This window comes from Martinezella sp. CNPSo 3890 (genome assembly GCF_057784455.1).
Genome location: NZ_JBXSOR010000024.1, coordinates 42,667 through 63,566, shown reverse-complemented (window position 1 = coordinate 63,566; position 20,900 = coordinate 42,667). Strand labels below are relative to the sequence as shown.

Below are 20,900 nucleotides of genomic sequence, written 5' to 3'. Positions count from 1 at the left end.
GCTGCGTTGCTCTTGCGCCAGATGTTCTGCGGTTCACGCCAGCTGGTTAGCACAGGCCCGTTCCCCAGTCATCCCGCCATGCGCAAAAAGCACGTGCGAGGCGGCTTGAAGTTTAGCTTTGACAGAAACGGCCGCAACGATTAAGGGGACCGGCTGATATTTCCCTTAAAACGCCGGCTTCCCCGGCATTGCCGAATTTTCATTCGGCCATTCATGAGGCTTTGACAGTGGCGAAAGCGGAACTTGGAACAAAACGTACCGACCCCGATACCGGCAAGAAGTTCTATGACCTGAACCGGGACCCGGTGGTCTCGCCCTATACCGGCAAGTCCTGGCCCTTGTCCTTCTTCGAGGAAACCTCCGCTTCCAAGGAAGTTCCGGAAGAAGACGAAGTGGCCGAAGTCGATACCGAAAACACGGAAGTTGAGCTGGTCTCGCTCGAGGATGCCGACGATGCTGCCGGCGGCGATGACATTCCGGATATTGGCGATGACGACGTCGAAATCGGCGACGATGATGACGACACCTTCCTCGAAGCCGACGAAGATGAAGATGATGACGACATGAGCGACATCATCGGCGTCACCGGCGACGAAGACGACGTCTGATCTGAAAGACAGTCGGCCCGGTGCAAGAAAAAATTTCCCGGGCCGAATTTTTCGGCTTGCTATCTGTGAAAACCACAAGTAATAAGCCGCCACCCCGACGGGCGAAGCGCTCGGAAGGGACCCAGGGCCGGTCAAACGGCACCATCTTGATGGGGCTATAGCTCAGCTGGGAGAGCGCTTGCATGGCATGCAAGAGGTCAGCGGTTCGATCCCGCTTAGCTCCACCACGCTTCGCCCTTACGGGCTTCGCGTGGCGCAGCCGTGGGAAAACCGTTAGGCCGAAGCAGTGCCCGGCAAAGCCTGTAGGGCGACGACGGGCTGAAATCCCCACCAGATATTTCCAGATACAGCGATAAGCTCGATTGCATATAGAATTTGCGTTCGAATCACCGGACGCCAATTGAGCGAGGGGCGGATGTGGTACGTTTACATCCCTCAAAGCGTGGATTTTCCCGACCAGCAATATACCGGATCGACTTCGGATCTTAAGCAGCGGCTTGCCGACCACAATGCTGGTAAGTCGACCCACACCGCAAAGTTCATGCCGTGGGTTCTCCTCTGGTATTCTGCCTTTCCTGACAAATACCGTGCTCTTGAATTTGAAGCCTATCTGAAGTCTCGTTCTGGCAGAGCATTTGCAAGGAAAAGGTTGCTCTAAGAGACAAGCAGAGGATTTCGGCATGCGGCGGATCGGCGGGCTCTCGCGATTTGGCCGCTTTCTGCTGGGCGACCGGAATCTTGCCGAGAGGGTGCAGATCGTGCCCTGGAACGGCATGATATCATGCGCTATCGTCGGAGCTTTCCTCGCCCGCACCTTTGGCGCCGGACGCTTTGGGCTGGTTTCAATAGTCGCGCTCGTCACTCTTTTCATCCCTCGCCCGCTGCGGCGCCGCTTCAGGCAGCGGTTGACGGTGGCGGCCCCGACGGCGCGGCGAGCGAAATAGCCACATTGCAGCGCACAAAATCTGTTAGGGAGGAAAACGAATCGTTTTGCCGACAAGCGTAAGGATGTGCCGTGTTCGTTTTTTCGAAACTTGTCTGGATTTTCGGTCAGCCGCTGTCGCTGGCCTTCCTGTTTGTCCTGCTGGCATTTATCGCCGCACTGCTGCGCTGGCGCGCTACCGTCATCACCTCGGCGCTCTTGTCGGCGCTGATCCTGTTCGTCTCGCTGTATACGACGGCCGGCGCTTATGTTGTTCAGACGCTGGAAGAGCGTTTTCCGCACCCCGCAGCCGATCCCGCCGATCTCAAATGCATGATCGTTCTCGGCGGCGCCACGCAAAACGAAGTGACGACGGCGCGCGGCGGCTATGAGCTTGACTCGGCCGGCGATCGGCTGATCGAAGCGCTGCGTCTCGCGCAGAAATACCCGCAGTCACGCATCGTGATCTCGGGCGGCGATGGCTCGATCGGCGGCACCTATGAGGGCGATGCCGTGATTTCCGAACGCTTCTTCACTGCACTCGGCATTCCGACAAGCCGCATGGTCGAGGACAAGACTTCACGCACAACCTTTGAGAATGCGGTCAATACGAAGGAGCTGCTGGCGCAGAACGGTCTTTCGAATTGCCTGCTCATCACCTCGGGCTTCCATATGCCGCGCTCGATGGGCATCTTCCGCAAACAGGGCATCGATGTCGTGCCTTGGCCGGTCGATTATCGCAGCACCGGCAAGGAAAGCCTCGGCCTCGATTTCACCCAGCCATCACGCAATGCCCAACTGCTGGCGACGGGCCTGCGCGAATGGGTCGGTCTGGTCGGCTATTACGCGGTCGGCCGAACCTCGGCACTCTATCCCGGACCATAATATTATGTGGCCGGACCGTCGCCACATGTCCGGGCCGAATGACGTGCACGCACCGCAAATTCTATTTCTGAGATATGGTGACGAATTTGACGCCGCGCACCCTGACGGTGATTTCGCAAGCGGCTTCGCCATCCTTGCGGTCGCAGAAGCGCGGATGCATTTTCATGACCAGCACCATGTTGCCGAAACGCTGGATGAAATCGTAGCCGTAGATCTTCGCTGTGGCGACGAGCAGATAGCCGCCCTCGGCCACTTGGACGTAGAAATTGTAGGGGCAGCCTTCGTCCGTGCAGTAGGGGCCTTTTTCGCCCTTGCAGGTGATCTCGCCCTCATTAATGACGATATCCATCAGCTTGTCGTTGTTGATGTCCTGCTGGGTAGCGAAATGATCGCCGAAGCTCACCTGGCCGTCGCAGCTTTTGGTGAAGTGATCCTTCTCGAAGGCCACGGGGTCCTGCAGGATCGATTGCTGCGCCTCGGCCACGGCAGGCATGATCACGAGAGCGAAGAGGTTGAGGATTACGATCAGCAGGGATTTCACGGGGGATTCCTTTTCGAAGCGCCGTTACGGCCACGATAGCAGCCGCAGCCGCTGCGACATCTTTGCACGCGCCTGCTTGCGCGGCCCTTGCCGTCGTGATTCATTTCGGAAAAATTGCCGGCCTCCCGTTGGAGTTTTCGATGTCGCTTCTCTCGTTTCTTGATTATGCCGGCGTCGCCCTTTTTGCCGCAACCGGCGCGCTCGCGGCTTCGCGCAAGCAGCTCGATCTGATCGGCTTCCTGTTCCTGGCGGCCGTCACTGGTATCGGCGGCGGCACGTTGCGCGATATCGTTCTGGGCCGGGTGCCGGTCTTCTGGGTGCTGAACCCGACCTATATCATCATCTGCGCCATGGTCGGCGTTCTGGTCTTCTTCACCGCTCATCTCTTCGAATCGCGCTATCGGCTGCTCATCTGGCTCGATGCCGTGGGGCTATCGGCCTACTGCGTGATGGGAGCGGCCAAGGGTATGGCAGCCACGGGCTCGCCCACCGTTGCGATCGTCACCGGCGCGCTGACGGCAACCTTCGGCGGCATCCTGCGCGATCTGCTTGCGAACGAACCTTCGGTCCTGCTGCGCCCGGAAATCTATGTGACGGCCTCAATCGTCGGCGCCGGCGTCTTCACCGCCGCCAATGCGACGACGCTGCCGCTTTATGTCTCTGCGGGATTGGGCGTGATCGCGGCCTTCGCGGTGCGCGGCGGCGCGCTCTGGTTCGGCTGGACCTTTCCGACCTATCACCATAAGCCAGGCCGGCATCCGGACGATGTGATGTAGACGCGAGGCATCAGGAATTAGGCAGTGGGCAATAGCGGGACGCTATGAAACAATTCTATTTCCTATTTCCTATTTCCTATTTCCTATTGCCTCTGCTTACGGCGCAGGCGGATCACCACGTCGACATGGGCGATTTCCATGCCCTGCGGCGGTTCGGGCAGATTGTCGATCGTCAGGTTGCTGATCGGGATATCCAGCACTTCGTTGTGGCCTTCCACGAAAAAGTGATGGTGGTCGGAGACGTTGGTGTCGAAGTAAGTCTTGGTGCTTTCGACGGCGAGCACGCGGATCAGGCCCGCCTCGGTAAATTGATGCAGCGTGTTGTAGACGGTCGCGAGCGAAACCGGAACGCCGGCGGCAACGGCTTCCTCGTGCAGTTCTTCCACCGTCAGATGCCGGTCGCCCTTGGCGAAGAGGAGGTCTCCCAGTGCGATCCGCTGTCGGGTCGGTCTCAGGCCGACATTGCGCAGCCTGGTTTCGATCGCGATTTCGGCTTCTTCCGCCATTCAGGGACTCCGGATTCCTGATCTCTATAATTCTTTACTAAGCCATATAACTTTTGCCTTGATTGCTTTCAATAGTTTCCATGGGGTGGGAAGGTGCTCAAAAGCCGGAAAAATCGGGCTTTTGCCGCATTTGGCACTGGTAGCAGCTCTGGCGTTCCTGTATGCGACCACCACATAGGAGCTACTGTGTTCGATCGAACGGCTGAATGAGAGTGTGATGGTTACGCTTCATTTTCTGTCGATCTTGCACTAAAGCTTCACATCCATCGGCATTCATGCGGGGGAAACGGAATTTTTATGACGACGAGACAATCCAGCTTCAATTACGAGGAAATCCTGTCCTGTGGCCGCGGCGAACTGTTCGGCCCGGGCAACGCACAGCTTCCCCTGCCACCGATGCTGATGGTCCATCGCATTACAGATATTTCCGAAACGGGCGGAGCCTTCGACAAAGGCTATATTCGCGCCGAATACGACGTGCGTCCCGATGATTGGTACTTCCCCTGCCATTTTGCCGGCAATCCCATCATGCCGGGCTGCCTCGGCCTCGACGGCATGTGGCAGCTGACCGGCTTCTTCCTCGGCTGGCTCGGCGAGCCCGGCCGCGGCATGGCGCTTTCCACTGGCGAAGTGAAGTTCAAGGGCATGGTTCGTCCGGACACGAAGCTTCTCGAATACGGCATCGACTTCAAGCGCGTCATGCGCGGCCGCCTCGTCCTCGGCACCGCCGACGGCTGGCTGAAGGCCGATGGCGAGACCATTTATCAGGCGACGGACCTGCGCGTGGGCCTGTCCAAGGACAAGGTTGCCTGAACTGCGGCACCGCCGCCTCCACAAAGACAGATGTTTTAGAAAAGGTCATCGACATGAGACGGGTAGTTGTTACGGGTCTGGGTATTGTCTCTTCGATTGGAAACAATGCTCAAGAAGTGACCGCCTCGCTGCGCGACGCCAAATCCGGTATTTCCTTCTCCCCCGATTTCGCCGAGCACGGTTTCAAGTGCCAGGTCTGGGGCGCGCCTAAGATCGATACGACCGACCTGGTGGATCGCCGCGCCATGCGCTTCCTGTCGCAGGGCGGTGCCTGGAACCACGTCGCCATGAAGCAGGCGATCGCCGATAGCGGCCTTGAGGAAAGCGATATCACCAACGAGCGCACCGGCATCATCATGGGCTCCGGCGGCCCGTCGACGCGCACGCTGATCGAAGCTGCCGACATCACCCGCAAGAACAACAGCCCGAAGCGCATCGGCCCCTTCGCCGTGCCAAAGTCGATGTCGTCGACGGCCTCGGCCACGCTTGCGACTTGGTTCAAGATCCACGGCGTCAATTACTCCATCTCGTCTGCCTGCTCGACCTCGGCGCACTGCATCGGCAATGCTGCCGAAATGATCCAGTGGGGCAAGCAGGACGTCATGTTCGCCGGCGGCCACGAGGATCTCGACTGGACCATGTCGAACCTCTTCGACGCCATGGGCGCCATGTCGTCGGACTTCAATGAGAACCATCCGGAAACCGCCTCGCGCGCCTATGACGCCAAGCGTGACGGCTTCGTCATCGCCGGCGGCGCCGGCGTGCTGGTTCTGGAAGAGCTTGAGCATGCCAAGGCACGCGGCGCCAAGATCTATGCCGAAATCATCGGCTACGGCGCTACCTCGGACGGTTACGACATGGTCGCGCCGTCAGGCGAAGGTGCCGTGCGCTGCATGCGCCAGGCGCTCGCCACCGTGAAGGGCGATATCGACTACATCAACACCCACGGCACATCGACGCCGGTGGGCGACAGCAAGGAAATCGGCGCGATCCGCGAAGTCTTCGGCGACAAGATCCCGCCGATCCAGTCGACCAAGTCGCTGACGGGCCATTCGCTCGGCGCAGCGGGCGTTCAGGAATCGATCTACTCGATCCTGATGATGCAGGAGCGCTTCATCGGCGAAAGCGCCCATATCACCGAACTCGATCCGGAATTCGAAGGCGTGCCGATCGTGCGCAAGCGTATCGACAATGCCAAGTTCGATATCGCTCTTTCGAACTCCTTCGGCTTCGGCGGCACCAACGCCACGCTCGTATTCCAGCGCTATAACGGATAAGGCAATGACGGGAATTATGCAGGGTAAGCGCGGCCTCATCATGGGCGTCGCAAACAACCATTCGATTGCCTGGGGTATTTCAAAGGCACTGGCCGCCGAAGGCGCTGAACTGGCTTTCACCTTTCAGGGCGAAGCGCTCGGCAAGCGCGTCAAGCCGCTCGCAGCCGAAGTCGGCTCGGATTTCCTACTGCCTTGCGATGTCGAGGATCTCGCTTCGGTCGATGCCGTCTTCGACGCCATCAAGGAGCGCTGGGGCAAGCTGGATTTCATCGTCCACGCCATCGGCTTTTCCGACAAGAACGAGCTGAAGGGGCTCTATGCCAACACCACGCGGGAGAATTTCACCCGCACGATGGTGATTTCTTGCTTCTCCTTCACTGAGGTTGCCAAGCGTGCCGCCGAACTAATGACGGAAGGCGGCAGCATGCTGACGCTGACCTATAATGGTTCGACGCGCGTGATCCCGAACTACAACGTCATGGGCGTCGCCAAGGCGGCACTCGAGGCTTCCGTCCGCTATCTCGCTGCGGACTACGGCCCGCGCGGCATTCGCGTCAACGCCGTTTCCGCCGGTCCGATCCGCACGCTCGCCGGCGCCGGCATTTCCGACGCCCGCGCCATCCTCTCTTGGAACCAGCGCAACGCGCCGCTGCGCAAGTCCGTCACCATCGATCAGGTCGGCTCGTCGTCGCTCTACCTCCTGTCGGATCTGGCAGCAGGCGTGACTGGCGAAGTCCATTTTGTGGATGCCGGCTATAACATCACCTCGATGCCAACGCTGGAAACGCTGTCAAGCGCAGACACGGAGTAAGCCTTCGATCTCAGTCGTGTCCTCCCGGTTTTGGCCGGGAGGATCAATTTCCGGATATCCTTTCAGAGGATTCCCGATGACGTCCATCGACGACGCAGAACCTTTGGCATCGACCGGTCGTCTTATCCTTCGCCGCTTTGTGCCGGAGGATTTTGCCGCCTACAGCGCCTACCGCTCCCTGCCGGAGATATATCGTTTCCTCTACCGCGATCCACCTTCGCTTGAGGTCTTGCGAGAGCGTTTCGATATCCGCCTGAGCTCCCCTTTCTCCGAGGACGGAGATACGCTGTTATGCGCTGTCATACGGCGGGAGGATGGCGCTTTGGTGGGTGACGTTAGCCTGACATTCGCAAGCAAGGTCGCACTTCAGGCCGAGCTCGGCTATACCTCCAACCCAGCCTATGCCAGGAAGGGTTATGCCACCGAGGCGGCGGAAGCCATGATTACCCTCGGTTTCGAAAAATTCGGCTTCCACCGGATCTTTGCACGGCTGGATGCGAAAAATGCCGGCTCGGTCGGTGTCGTCGAACGGCTCGGCCTGCGCCGCGAGGCGCTTCTGATCGAGAATGATCGCTTCAACGGCATATGGGGCGACGAATGCATCTACGCCGTGCTGAACCGCGAATGGGCCGCAAGAGCGTCGAAACGAAGCCCCTGAGCCCCGCTCAAAAAATGGCGGCCATCTGACCGCCATCATTCCTTATTTCTTCGCCCAGAGCACCTTGTAGCGGGCGTTGCGGCAGGTCTCGCCGAACTCCTTGAAATTCTCCGCCAGCACCGGCTCATAGGGCAGGCCGCGATTGGCGACCAGCATTAGCCGTCCGCCGCCGCGCAGCGCCGAAGCGGCAGTCTTGATCATCGCCTGGCCGAGCGAAGGTTCGGCGGCATGGCCCTCATGGAAGGGCGGGTTCATGATGATCAGGTCGTACTTGTCCTTGACCGGCTCGCTCGCCAGATCGTGCCAGAAGAAGCGCTGCGCGACCTTGGGGCAGTGCGACAGCAGATTGGCCCGTGCGGCCTCCAGAGAGCCGTAATGGGCCTCGTAGAGGTCGATGCGTTCGATTCTCGGCGACTTCATTGCCAGCTCGACGGAAAGGTAACCCCAGCCGGCGCCGAAATCGGCAGCATCGCCGGTAAAATCGGTCGGCAGGCGCGAGGCAAGCAGCTCCGAACCGGCGTCGATACGGTCGTGGGAGAACATGCCGGGCGCTGTGGTGAAGCTGTCGTCAACGAGCGTCGCCGGCTTCGCGAGCTGCGCCGTCAGCAGCTTGATATCGGCAGGGCGGGTAAACCAGAAGGCAACGCCGTGATATTTGGGCATATGCTCGATGTCGAGACCGAAGGCCTCGACGCGCTTGCGCAACGGCTGGATGCCGTCTTCCTTGCCGCCGGCAACGACGATGAGGCCGCCTTCTCTCACGCGCGTCAGGGCTTCGGCGAAGTGATCCTCGTTCTCGCCCTTGTGCTTGCCGCAAAGCACGAGCGCGCCGTCATAGCCTTCGCCTTCGATCTCCGGCGTCACGTTGATGCGCTGCGCCTGCAGCTGGCGATAAAAGGGACGGAAGCCCTGGACGGCGGAAAGCTCGGCAGCAAATCCCTCCGGCAGCGCAAAGCCCGCCTCGGCGCCGAGGAACAGGATCCGCTGACCCTCGCCGGGCGCGTCGACGGTGCCGGAGGCAAAGGGATGGAACAGGGTCTTCAGGGCATCGCGGCTCATGGGCGTGGTCTCGTTATGGGAATGGGTTTCGTCTGTCGGATATGCGCCATCGTCGTATTCTGGGCTTGTCCCTCACCCTAACCCTCTCTCCGCATGCGGGAGAGGGCTAGGGTGAGGGGCCGGGCACCCACTTTCTACAAAACGGTCGGCACCGATAATATAAAAAGGGCGCGGAAAAGATCCCGCGCCCCGGAAAGTTTATGAAGGCGCGGGCTTATTCGGCCGCGTCATCCTTCTTCTTTTCGGCAACGATTTCCTGGCCGGTTGCCTGGTCGACAACCTTCATGGACAGGCGAACCTTGCCGCGCTCGTCGAAGCCGAGCAGCTTGACCCAGACCTTGTCGCCTTCCTTGACGACGTCCTGCGTCTTGGCCACGCGCTCGGAAGCGAGCTGCGAGATGTGGACGAGGCCGTCGCGGGCGCCGAAGAAGTTGACGAAGGCGCCGAAGTCGGCGGTCTTGACCACAGTACCTTCGTAGACCTGGCCGACTTCCGGCTCGGCGACGATCGAGTGGATCCACTTGCGGGCCGCTTCGATTTCCTTGCCGGAGGAGGAGGCGATCTTGACGGTGCCGTCGTCCTCGATGTTGATCTTGGCGCCGGTCTTTTCGACGATTTCGCGGATGACCTTGCCGCCGGAGCCGATGACTTCGCGGATCTTGTCGACCGGAATGTTCATGACTTCGATGCGCGGTGCGAATTCGCCGAGCTGGCCGCGGCTTTCGGAGATGGCCTTTGCCATTTCGCCGAGGATGTGCAGACGGCCGCCCTTCGCCTGGTTCAGGGCGACCTTCATGATTTCTTCGGTGATGCCGTCGATCTTGATGTCCATCTGCAGCGAGGTGATGCCTGCTTCCGTGCCGGCAACCTTGAAGTCCATGTCGCCGAGGTGGTCTTCGTCACCCAGGATGTCGGAGAGAACGGCAAAGCGCTCTTCTTCCTTGATCAGGCCCATGGCGATGCCGGCAACCGGCTTTGCCAGCGGCACGCCGGCATCCATCAGCGCCAGCGAGGTGCCGCAGACGGTCGCCATGGAGGAGGAGCCGTTGGACTCGGTGATCTCGGAGACGACACGCAGCGTGTAGGGGAACTGTTCCGCCGACGGCAGCATCGGGTGGATGGCGCGCCATGCGAGCTTGCCATGGCCGATTTCGCGGCGGCCCGGAGAACCCATGCGACCGGTTTCGCCGACCGAGTAGGGCGGGAAGTTATAGTGCAGCATGAAGTTTTCTTTGTACATGCCGGTCAGGCTGTCGACATACTGCTCGTCCTCACCGGTGCCGAGCGTGGCAACGACGATCGCCTGCGTCTCACCGCGGGTGAAGAGCGCAGAACCGTGCGTGCGCGGCAACAGGCCGACTTCGGCGAGGATCGGGCGAACCGTCTGCAGATCGCGGCCGTCGATGCGGCTCGACGTGTCGAGGATGTTCCAGCGAACGATCTTCGCCTGCAGGTGCTTGAAGATGGCGCCGACTTCTTCGGCCGTGTACTTGGCTTCGCCTTCTTCCGGCAGGAAGTGTGCCTTCACCTTCGTCTTGACGGCGTCGACGGCAGCATAGCGATCAGCCTTCTGGGTGATCTTGTAAGCGTCGCGCAGTTCCGCTTCGGCGAGGCCGAGCATTTCCTTTTCGAGCTCGGAATAGTCTTCCGGCTGGAAGTCGCGAGGCTCCTTGGCAGCCACTTCGGCGAGCTTGATGATCGCGTCGATGACGGGCTGGAAGCCGCGGTGGCCGAACATGACGGCGCCGAGCATGATGTCTTCAGGCAGTTCCTTGGCTTCGGATTCAACCATGAGAACGGCTTCCTGCGTGCCGGCGACGACGAGGTCGAGGCTCGATTCGTCCATCTCGTCGAGATGCGGGTTCAGCACGTATTCGCCGTTGATGTAACCGACGCGGGCGCCGCCGATCGGGCCCATGAAGGGGATGCCGGAGAGCGTCAGGGCTGCAGAGGTCGCGACCATGGACAGGATGTCCGGATCGTTTTCGAGGTCATGCTGGATGACGGTGACGACAACCTGCGTGTCGTTCTTGTAGCCTTCCGGGAAGAGCGGGCGGATCGGGCGGTCGATCAGGCGGGAAACGAGCGTTTCGTTTTCGCTCGGACGTCCCTCGCGCTTGAAGTAACCGCCGGGGATCTTGCCGGCCGCGTAGGTCTTTTCCTGATAGTTGACGGTAAGCGGGAAGAAGTCCTGGCCCGGCTTCGGCGCCTTGGCGGAAACGACGGTCGCAAGCACGACGGTCTCGCCGTAGGTGGCGACAACGGCGCCGTCGGCCTGGCGGGCAATCTTGCCGGTTTCGAGCTTCAGCGGGCGGCCTGCCCACTCGATTTCGACGGTATGGATATCGAACATATCTTGTCCTTGCACTATGCGGGAAAAGGCGCCGAGGCCGACGAATTCGGCAGGGCACATCTTCAACCGCACGAAATGTGACGCATCACGGGCAAGACAACGAGAGGCTTTCGAAGGTCGGCCGAAGCGTGAAGCTTCGGCTGAAAGCATCCGGCAATCCTGCCCCATGACAGGTCAACGGTTGTTGTTGGCAGCACCGGCCCATCCGGCCTGCCGGCGGTTTCGCATCGCACCGGCGTAAGGCGCGAGGGAAACTGGTCTCAAGGGTTTATACCCTTCATAAGCATCCGGCGGGCGTCCAGGTGAACGCCCGCCGGAAATTCCGTTAGCGGCGGATACCGAGGCTGTTGATCAGCTTGGTATAACGGCCCTCGTCCTTCTTCTTGAGGTAGTCAAGGAGCGAGCGTCGGCTGGAAACCATCGTCAGAAGGCCACGACGGGAGTGGTTGTCCTTCTTGTGGTCCTTGAAGTGTTCCGTGAGGTTGTTGATGCGCTCGGTCAGGATCGCAACCTGGACTTCCGGAGAACCGGTGTCGCCTTCGGCGGTAGCGTATTCCTTGATCAGCGCAGCCTTGCGCTCAGCAGTGATCGACATCGGATGGTCCTTTCTATGAGAGGAGATTGAAGTCGCCAAACGCCGGGATGTCGTCCAGCATTGGCCGCGAATGCAATCAGGCATGCCTGATGCTGGCGCTGCCTATAAACCAAATGAGCGCCAATTGAAAGAGGGTTCTCCCTGGGCGCCCTTCAGCGCCCCGCCATGGCATCCCGGATCATGGCATTGTAGCCTTCCGGATCCTGCAGCATGGCGAAATGGCTGGCATCCTTCAGGATGACGAGCTTCGCGCCGGGGATCTCCTTCGCCATCATCTCGGTATGGTCCAGCTTCACCGCTTCGTCATGGTCGCCGATGGCAAGTATCACCGGCACCGTGATCTTGCCGAGGTCGGCTGCGGTCCATGCCGGTTGCGTCTCCCACATCTTCGAGATCTGTTTGACGAAGGCGTCATATTCGTTCGGGGTCGGCGACAGCTTCCTGTAATAGTCGCCGGCGACGTTGATGTAGTCGTTGAAAGTCTTGTTGCTCATGACATCGGGTTTCACGCCGTCGGTGGTGACATTGGCGGCTTGAGCGACCACGCGCGTCAGCTTTTCGGGATGTTTCATCGCCATGTCGATGCCGATGATGCCGCCATCGGACCATCCAACCAGCGTCACCTTGTCGACCTTCAGATAGTCGAGCAGCGCGGCATAATCCGAGGTCATCAGATCGTAGCCGAAAGACTGCTGGCTGCGCGTCGAGCGGCCATGCCCGCGGCTGTCGGCGACAATGACGAGATGATCTCTCGCGAAATCGGCGACCTGAGCGCCCCAGACATCGGCATTTCCGAGGCCGCCATGAATGAAGAGGATCGGGTCGCCCGCGCCATATTCGGCATAATACATCTTGATGTCGTTGACATCGGCCATGCCGCTCGTTTTCGGCTGCGGCATCGGCGGAAATGGCGGTAGCCAGGCCCACCGCTCGGCGGATTGGGCGTTCGTCACCGTCAGGAACAGGGAAAGGAATGCAACTATTCCGAATGCAACGCTGCGCATGTTTGCCCCCTTTGGACGGGCCATGATGGCCCGTCGGGGAACATATCGCATAGGCATCGCCCGTAATAGCCGCTATTTGCGGTTGATTGAGGTCAGCCGAACACGCGCTTCGGACGGAACTCGCCCTGGCCGATCTCGCCGATCGCGATCAGCTTGCCGCGCGCCGTGGCATAGGCCTCGGTTTCGGCAACAGGCGCATCGCGGCCGCGCACCAGGATCGGATTGCCCATCTTCAGGCGGTGCGCCTGATCGTCGCTGATGACGAGATGCGGCAGCGAAGACAACGCCTCGGCCGTGTCGATCAGCAGCGCATCGAGGGCTGCAAGCCGCTCGTCCGTATCTTCGATCTCTTCCAGCGCCACGAGATCGGCAAGCGGCACCATCGTCTCTTCGGCGAAGGGAGCGACGAAGCTGCGGCGCAGGCCGGAAATATGGCCGTAGCAGCCGAGATCACGGCCGAAATCGCGGGCAAGCGCGCGCACATAGGTGCCCTTGCCGCACTCGACCTCGAAATGCGCTGTATTGGCGTCCGGGCAAGCGAGCAGCGTCAGGCGGAAAATCTCGACTTCGCGTGAGGGGATCTCGACCGTCTCGCCTTCGCGAGCAAGGTCATAGGCGCGTTCGCCTGATATCTTGATGGCGGAGAACTGCGGCGGGACTTGCTGAATGACGCCGGTATATTTCGGCAGAAGCGCGCGAATATCTTCTTCGCTCGGACGCTTGTCGGAGGTGGCGGTCACTTCGCCTTCAAGGTCGTCGGACGCGCGTTCCTCGCCCCAGGTCACGGTGAACTCATAAATCTTGCGGCCATCCATGACGTAGGGAACCGTCTTGGTGGCATCGCCGAGCGCAATCGGCAGCATGCCGGAGGCAAGCGGATCGAGCGTGCCGGCATGGCCGGCCTTCTGGGCCTTGAACAGCCACTTGATCTTGGAAACGGCTTCGGTCGAGCCGAAATCCACCGGCTTGTCGAGGATGAGCCAACCCGAAATCGGACGGCCCTTGGGTTTGCGTGGCTTGGACATTCTCTGTCTCTGTTATTGATCTTGGTCGTTATCGTCGTCGAGATCACGGCTGACCTCGGGCGAGCGCAGAAGCGCGTCGATCTTCTTGTAATTGTCGAAGCTCGTATCGTCGCGGAAGCGAACTTCCGGCATGTACTTCATCTGGCGAAGCTGCGGGCCGAGACGGCCGCGGATGTATTTCGCATGGCGGTTCAGCGCTTCGATGACGGCGCCGTGGTCGGTAACGCCAAGCGGCGTCACGAAGGCGGTCGCGATCTTCAGATCGGGCGACATGCGCACTTCGGAAATGGAGATCACGGTGCGCTCGATCAGGTCGTCGCGCACTTCGCCGCGCTGCAGAACCTGCGTGATCGCTGAGCGCACCTGCTCGCCGACGCGAAGCATGCGCTGCGAAGGCGCGGAAGAAGTTGGTCTGGTCATGGTTGTTCCGTTAGCAGCGTCCTTTGGACGCGATAAAGCGGGTCAAATGACTCGATCCGGCGCAAAGGTCAAGGCTGGAGAGGATTTGCGGCCTGCCAGAAGCCGAGAATCCTTGCGAAAGCGGCATCCTGAGCGTCCTGATCGGCAAAGGCGGATGCCGGGATGTAGGTGACAAAGGTTTCGGTATCGAATTCAATCCGTCCGCTGCGGCGGCTGATATTCAAGATCTCGCTCCAGCCAAGCCAAATCGATGTCTGCGCCGAATTCCAGGCGGCACCTTCGGGCGTGATCGTGACAGTGACGGTGACATCAGGGCGCAGGCGCGATTGCATCACCCCTAGGCGTCGGCGTGTGGCCCACCTAAAATAGAGCAAGATCAGTGCGTAGCAGATCAGTGTCGGTACGAGCCAAATGATCGCCATCTCACCCAGGCCGATCGATCGCGACAGCCCGAACACGGGAATGAATACATATTCCCGAAGAAGATGGAAAAAGACGGGAAGCGCTACGCCGACCGCGATCGCCGACACGAAGAACCAGGCCGTCTCGCTTTGTGCATTCCTTGGACGGCGAAGGGCAAAACGCTGTCCTGCCTGGCGCATCACGGCGACATGTTCCGCCGGCTGGCGAACGAAGGAGACGGTGAGGGATTGATCGCCTGCAAGCTCTGTCGTGATCTCCATGGCGTACCCATTTAGCGGCATTTAAAAAAACCGCCGGTTTCGGCCGGCGGTTTTGATATCTAGCAAATCGAAGGATTGCTTACAGCGTACGGGTGATGTGCTCGACGCGGAAGCATTCGATCGTATCGCCGACGCGGATGTCTTCGTAGTTTTCGAAGGCCATACCGCATTCCTGGCCCATGTTGACTTCGGAGACTTCGTCCTTGAAGCGCTTGAGCGTCTTGAGCTTGCCTTCGTGGATGACGACGTTGTCGCGAACCAGGCGAACGCCGACACCACGCTCGACCTTGCCTTCGGTGACGCGGCAACCCGCGACCTTGCCGACCTTCGTGATGTTGAACACCTCGAGGATCTCGGCATTGCCGAGGAAGGTTTCGCGGCGCTCCGGAGAGAGCAGGCCCGACATCGCTGCCTTCACGTCATCCACCAGATCGTAGATGATGTTGTAGTAGCGGATCTCGATGCCTTCGCGCTCCGCCAGCGTGCGGGCCTGAGCATTGGCACGGACGTTGAAGCCGATGATCGCTGCGTCGGATGCACCGGCGAGCGAGATATCGGATTCGGTCACGCCGCCGACGCCCGAATGGACGATGCGCGCGCGCACTTCGTCGGTGCCGAGCTTTTCCAGCGCGCCGGCAATGGCCTCGATCGAGCCCTGCACGTCGCCCTTGATAACCAGCGGGAATTCCTTGATGCCCGAGGTCTGCAGCTGCGACATCATCTGCTCCAGCGAGCCGCGCTGACCGGACTGGCGAGCGGCTGCCTTGTCGCGGGTGAGGCGCTGGCGGTATTCCGAGATTTCGCGGGCGCGGCTTTCGCTCTCGACGACGGCGAACTTGTCACCGGCCTGCGGTGCACCGGAAAGGCCGAGCAGTTCGACCGGCATCGCCGGGCCTGCTTCCTTCACATGCTCGCCCTTGTCGTTGACCAGAGCGCGCACACGGCCCCACTGATCGCCGGCGACGACGATCTGGCCGGGACGCAGTGTACCCTTTTGCACGAGTACGGTGGCGACGGAGCCGCGGCCGCGGTCGAGCTGGGCTTCGATGACCGTGCCTTCGGCCGTGCGGTTCGGATTGGCCTTAAGGTCAAGGATTTCCGCCTGCAACAGGATGGCTTCGAGCAGCTTGTCGAGGTTGGTGCGGTTCTTCGCGGAGACTTCCACGTCGAGCACTTCACCGCCCATCGATTCGACGAAGACTTCGTGCTGCAGCAGTTCCGTGCGGACCTTCTGCGGATTGGCTTCGTGCTTGTCGATCTTGTTGATCGCCACGATGATCGGAACACCCGCCGCCTTGGCGTGGTTGATCGATTCGATCGTCTGCGGCATCACGCTGTCGTCGGCCGCTACCACGAGGATCGCGATATCGGTCGCCTGGGCACCGCGAGCACGCATCGCCGTAAAGGCGGCGTGGCCGGGCGTGTCGATGAAGGTGATCTTCTGACCGTTCTGCTCGACCTGATAGGCGCCGATATGCTGGGTGATGCCACCGGCTTCGCCGGCGACCACGTTCGCATGACGGATGGCGTCGAGCAGCGAGGTCTTGCCGTGGTCGACGTGGCCCATGATGGTGACGACAGGCGGACGGGAAACCAGTTCGCCTTCCTCGTCGGCAACATTGAAGATGCCCTGTTCGACGTCGGATTCCGAAACGCGCTTCACCGTATGGCCGAATTCGCCGGCGATGAGCTCTGCCAAGTCGGCGTCGATGACGTCGCCCGGCTTCATCATCTGACCTTCCTTCATCAGGTACTTGATGACGTCGACGGCGCGTTCGGACATGCGCTGCGACAGTTCCTGAATGGTAATGGTCTCGGGCAGCACGACTTCACGCGAGATCTTTTCGCGTGTTTCCTGCATCTGGCTGCGGCGGAACTTTTCCTGGCGGCGGCGCATGGCCGAAAGCGAGCGGCCGCGTGCGTTGCCGTCTTCGTCGACATCGGCGGTCGTGACCGTCAGCTTGCCGCGGCGGCGTTCTTCGTCGGTCTTCGGACGCGTGGTGACCGGCTTTGCCGGCTCAGGCCGGGTGATCTTGCCACGGACCGGAGCACCACGGGACGGGCCACGGCCTTCCTCATCCTCGTTGCCCGGGCGACGGCGATTGGCCGGCGCTTCCGCGGCGGCTGCGCCGGGGCGGGCGGACTGCGGGGCGGAAGCATCCGGACGGCGTACAACGGCCGGCGCCGGAGCAGGCTGCGTAGCCGGCTTCGGAGCGTCAACCTTCGCCTCGACCGGAGCTGCCGGGGCCTGTTCGGCGACCTTGGCTGCTTCTGCGGCGCGAGCGGCCTCTTCTGCAGCGCGACGGGCAGCTTCGGCCTGTTCGGCGACGCGGCGTGCTTCTTCTTCCTGGCGGCGGCGAGCTTCTTCCTCGGCGCGACGAACGGCGTCTGCCGCATCGCGGGCCTGTGCGTCAGCCAGCGCGCGGCGGCGAGCATCCATCTCGTCGGCCGACAGATGGTTCAGAACCACCGGACGCGACGAGCGCTCCTGCTGCGGGCGCTGCTGATAGCCCTGGTTGGATTGTGCCGGCCGCTGCTGCTGGCCGCCAGGCTGATGAATGCGCGGAGCCGGCTGCGGCGGGCGCGGCGGCTGCGGCGTCGGTTCGGCGACGCGCGTCACCGAGGGCGCCGATGTCGTTACCGGCGTGATTGGCTTTTCGTCTTCAGGACGTAGCGGGCGGCGCTTACGGGTCTCAACCACGACCGCCTTGGTGCGACCGCGGCCCATGTCCTGGCGCACGGTGCCCTGGTTTACGCCTGAAGGCTTCAAGGTGAGGGTCTTCTTACCCGAAACACTCAGCGTCTTGTCGTCTTGATTGTCGGTCATTCCGTTCCTGTTCCTTCGGACAGGGCACGGAAACGTCCGTCAGACCCTGTCGTTCAATGCATGTACCTTAATGAGGCGTCCGGCAAAGGCCGGTGACCGCGTCATTGTTTTCGCCGGCCAGCGCCGCCCGTTGCCCGGGACTGACCGCCGTTGCGGTACCGTTCGAGCAGGTTTGCGCGCTTCACTACACCCTCACCCGCCTGCCCTGCAAGCGCTGCGGCATGGATAAAAGCATTCTGGCCCATCAGTTCGTCCATTTCCGCCTCCGTAAAGACACGGAAGGACGGTATTTCCGCTTCGGTCTCCATGCCGAGATGCCAGGCCTTCCTTGCCTGATCGATCTTGCGCACGCCATCGGCGGCGGCGTTCATCGCATGGAACACGGCAAGTGCCGACCCGTTGCGAACGGCGCCATCCACCTTCGACGAGCCGGATACGAACTGGCCCGCCTTGCGTGCCATGTTCATCATCCCGGCCAGTTGCGCCGCTAGAAGGCGGTCGACGGTGGCGCCGAGATCGCTCGGCGCGGTCACCTCCGCCTTCAGGGCGCGGGAGAACAACTTCTTTGCCACTGCCTTGTCCACGAGCGCCCGGTCGATCTTGACCCAGCATCCGCGTCCCGGCAGCTGCCGCTTCAGATCCGGAACGACTGTTCCGTCCGGAGCGGCGACGAAGCGGATCAGCTCATCCGGCGATCCGCTTTCGCGTGTTACGATGCACATACGGCCATTTGCGCCGTCACCCGAAAGATCGTCGTCTTCGGGCGCGGCCTTCGGCCCCTCTGCGCTCATCATGCTTCCTGCTCGGCCTCGCCTTCACCTTCCGATACCTCTTCGGCTTCGGCGGCGAGATCGGCTTCGGTGATCCAGCCGGCCAGCAGGCGGGCCTGCACGACCATCTGTTCGGCTTCGACGCGCGAGACTTCGAGCTTGGAGAACAGGCCTTCGAACTTCTTCGTTTCGCCGTTCTTGCGTTCGCTCCAGCCGACGAGATCGTCGGCGGCGCAGCCGGCGAAGTCCTCGATCGTCTTGATGCCGTCTTCGCCGAGGGCGACCATCATCTGTGCAGTCATGCCGTTGATCTGGCGAAGCTCGTCGGAAACGCCGAGCGCCTTGCGCTTCTCGTCCATCTCCGCTTCGAGCTTTTCGAGATATTCGCGGGCGCGCGTCTGGATTTCCTGGGCGGTATCTTCGTCGAAGCCGTCGATCGAGGAGATTTCGTCCAGATCGACGTAAGCCAGTTCCTCGACGGCGGCAAAGCCTTCCGAGGCCAGAACCTGGCCGACCATCTCGTCGACGTCGAGCGCGTCCATGAACAGGTTCGTACGCTCGTTGAATTCCTTCTGACGGCGTTCCGATTCCTCGGCTTCCGTCATGATGTCGATATCCCAACCGGTCAGCTGCGAGGCGAGGCGGACATTCTGGCCGCGGCGGCCGATGGCGAGCGAAAGCTGCTCGTCCGGCACCACGACTTCGATGCGCTCTGCATCTTCGTCGAGAACGACCTTGGCGACTTCGGCCGGCTGCAGCGCGTTCACGACGAAGTTCGCCGGCTCGCTGGACCAGGGAATGATGTCGATCTTTTCGCCCTGCAGCTCGCCGACGACGGCTTGAACGCGCGAACCGCGCATACCGACGCAGGCGCCGACCGGATCGATCGACGAGTCGTTCGAGATGACGGCGATCTTGGCGCGCGAACCCGGATCGCGGGCGACCGACTTCACCTGGATGATGCCGTCGTAGATTTCGGGCACTTCCATGGTGAAGAGCTTGACCATGAACTGCGGATGCGTGCGCGACAGGAAGATCTGCGGGCCGCGCTGCTCGCGACGAACGTCGTAGACATAGGCGCGGACGCGATCGCCATAGCGGAAGTTTTCACGCGGGATCATTTCGTCGCGGCGGATGATGCCTTCGCCACGGCCGAGGTCGACGATGACGTTGCCGTATTCGACGCGCTTGACGGTGCCGTTGACGATTTCGCCGACGCGATCCTTGAATTCGTCGAACTGGCGGTCACGTTCGGCTTCGCGCACCTTCTGCACGATGACCTGCTTGGCCGACTGGGCGGCGATGCGGCCGAAATCCATCGGCGGCAGCGGATCGGCGATAAAATCGCCGAGGGCTGCGTCCGGGTTGCGGTCGCGGGCCAGTTCTAGCGGGATCTGCGTGGAATAGTCTTCGGCCTTTTCGACCACTTCGAGCAGACGCTGGAGGCGGATTTCACCCGTCTTCGGATTGATATCGGCGCGGATATTCGATTCCGTGCCATAACGCGAGCGCGCGGCCTTCTGGATCGCATCCGCCATTGCGGCAAGCACGATCTCGCGGTCGATGACCTTTTCGCGCGCCACTGCATCTGCGATCTGCAGAAGTTCTAGCCGGTTCGCACTGACTGCCATTGTTCTTAGTCTCCGTCTTCCTGCCTTTAGGTTTCCCGTTCCGTCAGGCGGTTCGTTGATCGGTTATTCCTGGTCGTCCGCTTCGTTCTGGTTCGCTGCCTCGGCTTTCGCCAGCTTATCGGCGCGCAGCGCGTCGCGGATGAGATCGTCCGTCAAGATCAGCTTGGCCTCGGCCAGCGTGCTGAACGGAATGGTCACCTTGGGCTCCTCGCCATAGGCGACCTGGTCGCGTTCGATCGTGAAGCCGTCATTGTCGACGGCGGCGATCTTGCCGCGGAAACGCTTGCGGTTATCAACGAGGATCGACGTTTCGCACTTGACGATATGGCCGATCCAGCGCTGAAAATCCGACTTTCGCACCATCGGGCGGTCGATACCCGGCGAAGACACTTCGAGATGATACGCCTTATCGATCGGATCTTCCACATCCAGGACCGGAGAAATGGCCATGGAGACCTCTTCGCAGTCCTCGACGGTCATGGTGCCGTCGTTGCGCTCGGTCATGATCTGCAGTGTCAGGCCGTTCAGATTGAGGAGGCGCACGCGCACCAGACGGAAGCCCATGCCCACAAGCACGGGCTCGATGATCGCGGCGACGCGCTGATCAAGGCCGGTTTCGACGATCAGCCGGGGTTCATTGGTATTGTCTGCGTTTGTCACGTCCGACAAGCATTCACTCCGCATTGTTCATGCATTGGGAGATCGCGCTAATAAAAAAGAGCGGGTCCTTGCGGCC

General features: G+C 60.9%; 22 protein-coding genes and 1 tRNA gene. 10 read left to right on the top strand and 13 right to left on the bottom strand.

The features are described from left to right. Positions 1-227: 227 nt before the first annotated feature. From AC13RC_RS31765 to AC13RC_RS31745, 5 genes are all read left to right on the top strand, one after another. Entirely contained in the window at positions 228-608 is a 381-nt protein-coding gene (locus AC13RC_RS31765; RefSeq protein ID WP_095436113.1) for a TIGR02300 family protein, read from the top strand. Between the two features lie 151 nt (positions 609-759). Next, a tRNA-Ala gene (locus tag AC13RC_RS31760) sits at positions 760-835 on the top strand. Between the two features lie 188 nt (positions 836-1,023). Continuing rightward, positions 1,024-1,266 carry a GIY-YIG nuclease family protein gene (locus AC13RC_RS31755; RefSeq protein ID WP_113354151.1) on the top strand — a complete coding sequence of 81 codons (243 nt, stop codon included), beginning with the start codon at positions 1,024-1,026 and terminating at the stop codon, positions 1,264-1,266. Positions 1,267-1,288: 22 nt separating this feature from the next. Then, on the top strand, positions 1,289-1,552 hold the full coding sequence (locus tag AC13RC_RS31750; RefSeq protein ID WP_113396111.1) for a hypothetical protein: 264 nt from the start codon (positions 1,289-1,291) through the stop codon (positions 1,550-1,552). A gap of 71 nt (positions 1,553-1,623) precedes the next feature. Next, positions 1,624-2,415 (top strand): YdcF family protein, encoded by a 792-nt coding sequence (locus AC13RC_RS31745; protein ID WP_113354150.1) that lies wholly within the window; start codon positions 1,624-1,626, stop codon positions 2,413-2,415. 61 nt (positions 2,416-2,476) lie between these two features. On the opposite strand, the gene AC13RC_RS31740 is transcribed toward AC13RC_RS31745, so the two are convergent. Further along, positions 2,477-2,956 carry a hypothetical protein gene (locus AC13RC_RS31740; protein ID WP_113332405.1) on the bottom strand — a complete coding sequence of 160 codons (480 nt, stop codon included), beginning with the start codon at positions 2,954-2,956 and terminating at the stop codon, positions 2,477-2,479. 140 nt (positions 2,957-3,096) lie between these two features. Here AC13RC_RS31740 and AC13RC_RS31735 point away from each other — a divergent pair, with 140 nt between their 5' ends. After that, on the top strand, positions 3,097-3,732 hold the full coding sequence (locus AC13RC_RS31735; protein WP_113354148.1) for a trimeric intracellular cation channel family protein: 636 nt from the start codon (positions 3,097-3,099) through the stop codon (positions 3,730-3,732). An 83-nt stretch (positions 3,733-3,815) separates the two neighbouring features. Here the strand turns inward: AC13RC_RS31735 and irrA are convergent, their stop codons facing one another. Then, positions 3,816-4,238, bottom strand: coding sequence for an iron response transcriptional regulator IrrA (gene irrA, locus AC13RC_RS31730; protein ID WP_113332404.1), 423 nt, complete (start codon positions 4,236-4,238; stop codon positions 3,816-3,818). A 297-nt stretch (positions 4,239-4,535) separates the two neighbouring features. Here irrA and fabA point away from each other — a divergent pair, with 297 nt between their 5' ends. The 4 genes from fabA to AC13RC_RS31710 all read left to right on the top strand — a co-directional run bounded on the left by fabA (position 4,536) and on the right by AC13RC_RS31710 (position 7,797). Then, entirely contained in the window at positions 4,536-5,051 is a 516-nt protein-coding gene (fabA, locus tag AC13RC_RS31725; protein WP_015338264.1) for a 3-hydroxyacyl-[acyl-carrier-protein] dehydratase FabA, read from the top strand. 53 nt (positions 5,052-5,104) lie between these two features. Continuing rightward, the gene (fabB, locus tag AC13RC_RS31720) at positions 5,105-6,328 is read left to right on the top strand and encodes a beta-ketoacyl-ACP synthase I (protein WP_112434869.1); all 1,224 of its coding nucleotides are present in this window, start codon (positions 5,105-5,107) and stop codon (positions 6,326-6,328) included. Between the two features lie 4 nt (positions 6,329-6,332). Further along, complete coding sequence (fabI, locus tag AC13RC_RS31715; protein ID WP_112722932.1) at positions 6,333-7,139, top strand: enoyl-ACP reductase FabI; 807 nt, start codon at positions 6,333-6,335, stop codon at positions 7,137-7,139. A gap of 76 nt (positions 7,140-7,215) precedes the next feature. After that, entirely contained in the window at positions 7,216-7,797 is a 582-nt protein-coding gene (locus AC13RC_RS31710) for a GNAT family N-acetyltransferase (RefSeq protein ID WP_113397395.1), read from the top strand. A gap of 42 nt (positions 7,798-7,839) precedes the next feature. Here AC13RC_RS31710 and AC13RC_RS31705 read toward each other — a convergent pair whose 3' ends face one another. The 11 genes from AC13RC_RS31705 to rimP form a co-directional block, all read right to left on the bottom strand. After that, complete coding sequence (locus AC13RC_RS31705; RefSeq protein ID WP_145324221.1) at positions 7,840-8,856, bottom strand: class I SAM-dependent methyltransferase; 1,017 nt, start codon at positions 8,854-8,856, stop codon at positions 7,840-7,842. A 214-nt stretch (positions 8,857-9,070) separates the two neighbouring features. Next, positions 9,071-11,209, bottom strand: coding sequence for a polyribonucleotide nucleotidyltransferase (pnp, locus tag AC13RC_RS31700; protein ID WP_488559565.1), 2,139 nt, complete (start codon positions 11,207-11,209; stop codon positions 9,071-9,073). Between the two features lie 325 nt (positions 11,210-11,534). Continuing rightward, positions 11,535-11,804, bottom strand: a complete 270-nt coding sequence (gene rpsO, locus AC13RC_RS31695; protein ID WP_113354142.1) for a 30S ribosomal protein S15 — start codon at positions 11,802-11,804, stop codon at positions 11,535-11,537. A 152-nt stretch (positions 11,805-11,956) separates the two neighbouring features. Next, positions 11,957-12,808 carry an alpha/beta fold hydrolase gene (locus tag AC13RC_RS31690; protein WP_488559564.1) on the bottom strand — a complete coding sequence of 284 codons (852 nt, stop codon included), beginning with the start codon at positions 12,806-12,808 and terminating at the stop codon, positions 11,957-11,959. A 92-nt stretch (positions 12,809-12,900) separates the two neighbouring features. After that, complete coding sequence (gene truB / locus AC13RC_RS31685; protein WP_113389925.1) at positions 12,901-13,833, bottom strand: tRNA pseudouridine(55) synthase TruB; 933 nt, start codon at positions 13,831-13,833, stop codon at positions 12,901-12,903. A 12-nt stretch (positions 13,834-13,845) separates the two neighbouring features. Next, complete coding sequence (rbfA, locus tag AC13RC_RS31680; RefSeq protein ID WP_113354140.1) at positions 13,846-14,253, bottom strand: 30S ribosome-binding factor RbfA; 408 nt, start codon at positions 14,251-14,253, stop codon at positions 13,846-13,848. Between the two features lie 68 nt (positions 14,254-14,321). Then, on the bottom strand, positions 14,322-14,936 hold the full coding sequence (locus tag AC13RC_RS31675) for a hypothetical protein (RefSeq protein ID WP_488559563.1): 615 nt from the start codon (positions 14,934-14,936) through the stop codon (positions 14,322-14,324). Between the two features lie 79 nt (positions 14,937-15,015). Continuing rightward, positions 15,016-17,763 (bottom strand): translation initiation factor IF-2, encoded by a 2,748-nt coding sequence (gene infB / locus AC13RC_RS31670; RefSeq protein WP_113354138.1) that lies wholly within the window; start codon positions 17,761-17,763, stop codon positions 15,016-15,018. Positions 17,764-17,864: 101 nt separating this feature from the next. Further along, the gene (locus AC13RC_RS31665) at positions 17,865-18,557 is read right to left on the bottom strand and encodes an RNA-binding protein (RefSeq protein WP_069613594.1); all 693 of its coding nucleotides are present in this window, start codon (positions 18,555-18,557) and stop codon (positions 17,865-17,867) included. Then, a complete protein-coding gene (gene nusA, locus AC13RC_RS31660; protein WP_113389927.1) occupies positions 18,554-20,164 on the bottom strand; it encodes a transcription termination factor NusA in 1,611 nt (536 codons plus the stop codon). The genes AC13RC_RS31665 and nusA overlap by 4 nt, the downstream gene beginning before the upstream one ends. 63 nt (positions 20,165-20,227) lie before the next feature. After that, on the bottom strand, positions 20,228-20,833 hold the full coding sequence (gene rimP, locus AC13RC_RS31655) for a ribosome maturation factor RimP (protein ID WP_113330935.1): 606 nt from the start codon (positions 20,831-20,833) through the stop codon (positions 20,228-20,230). Positions 20,834-20,900: the final 67 nt, after the last annotated feature.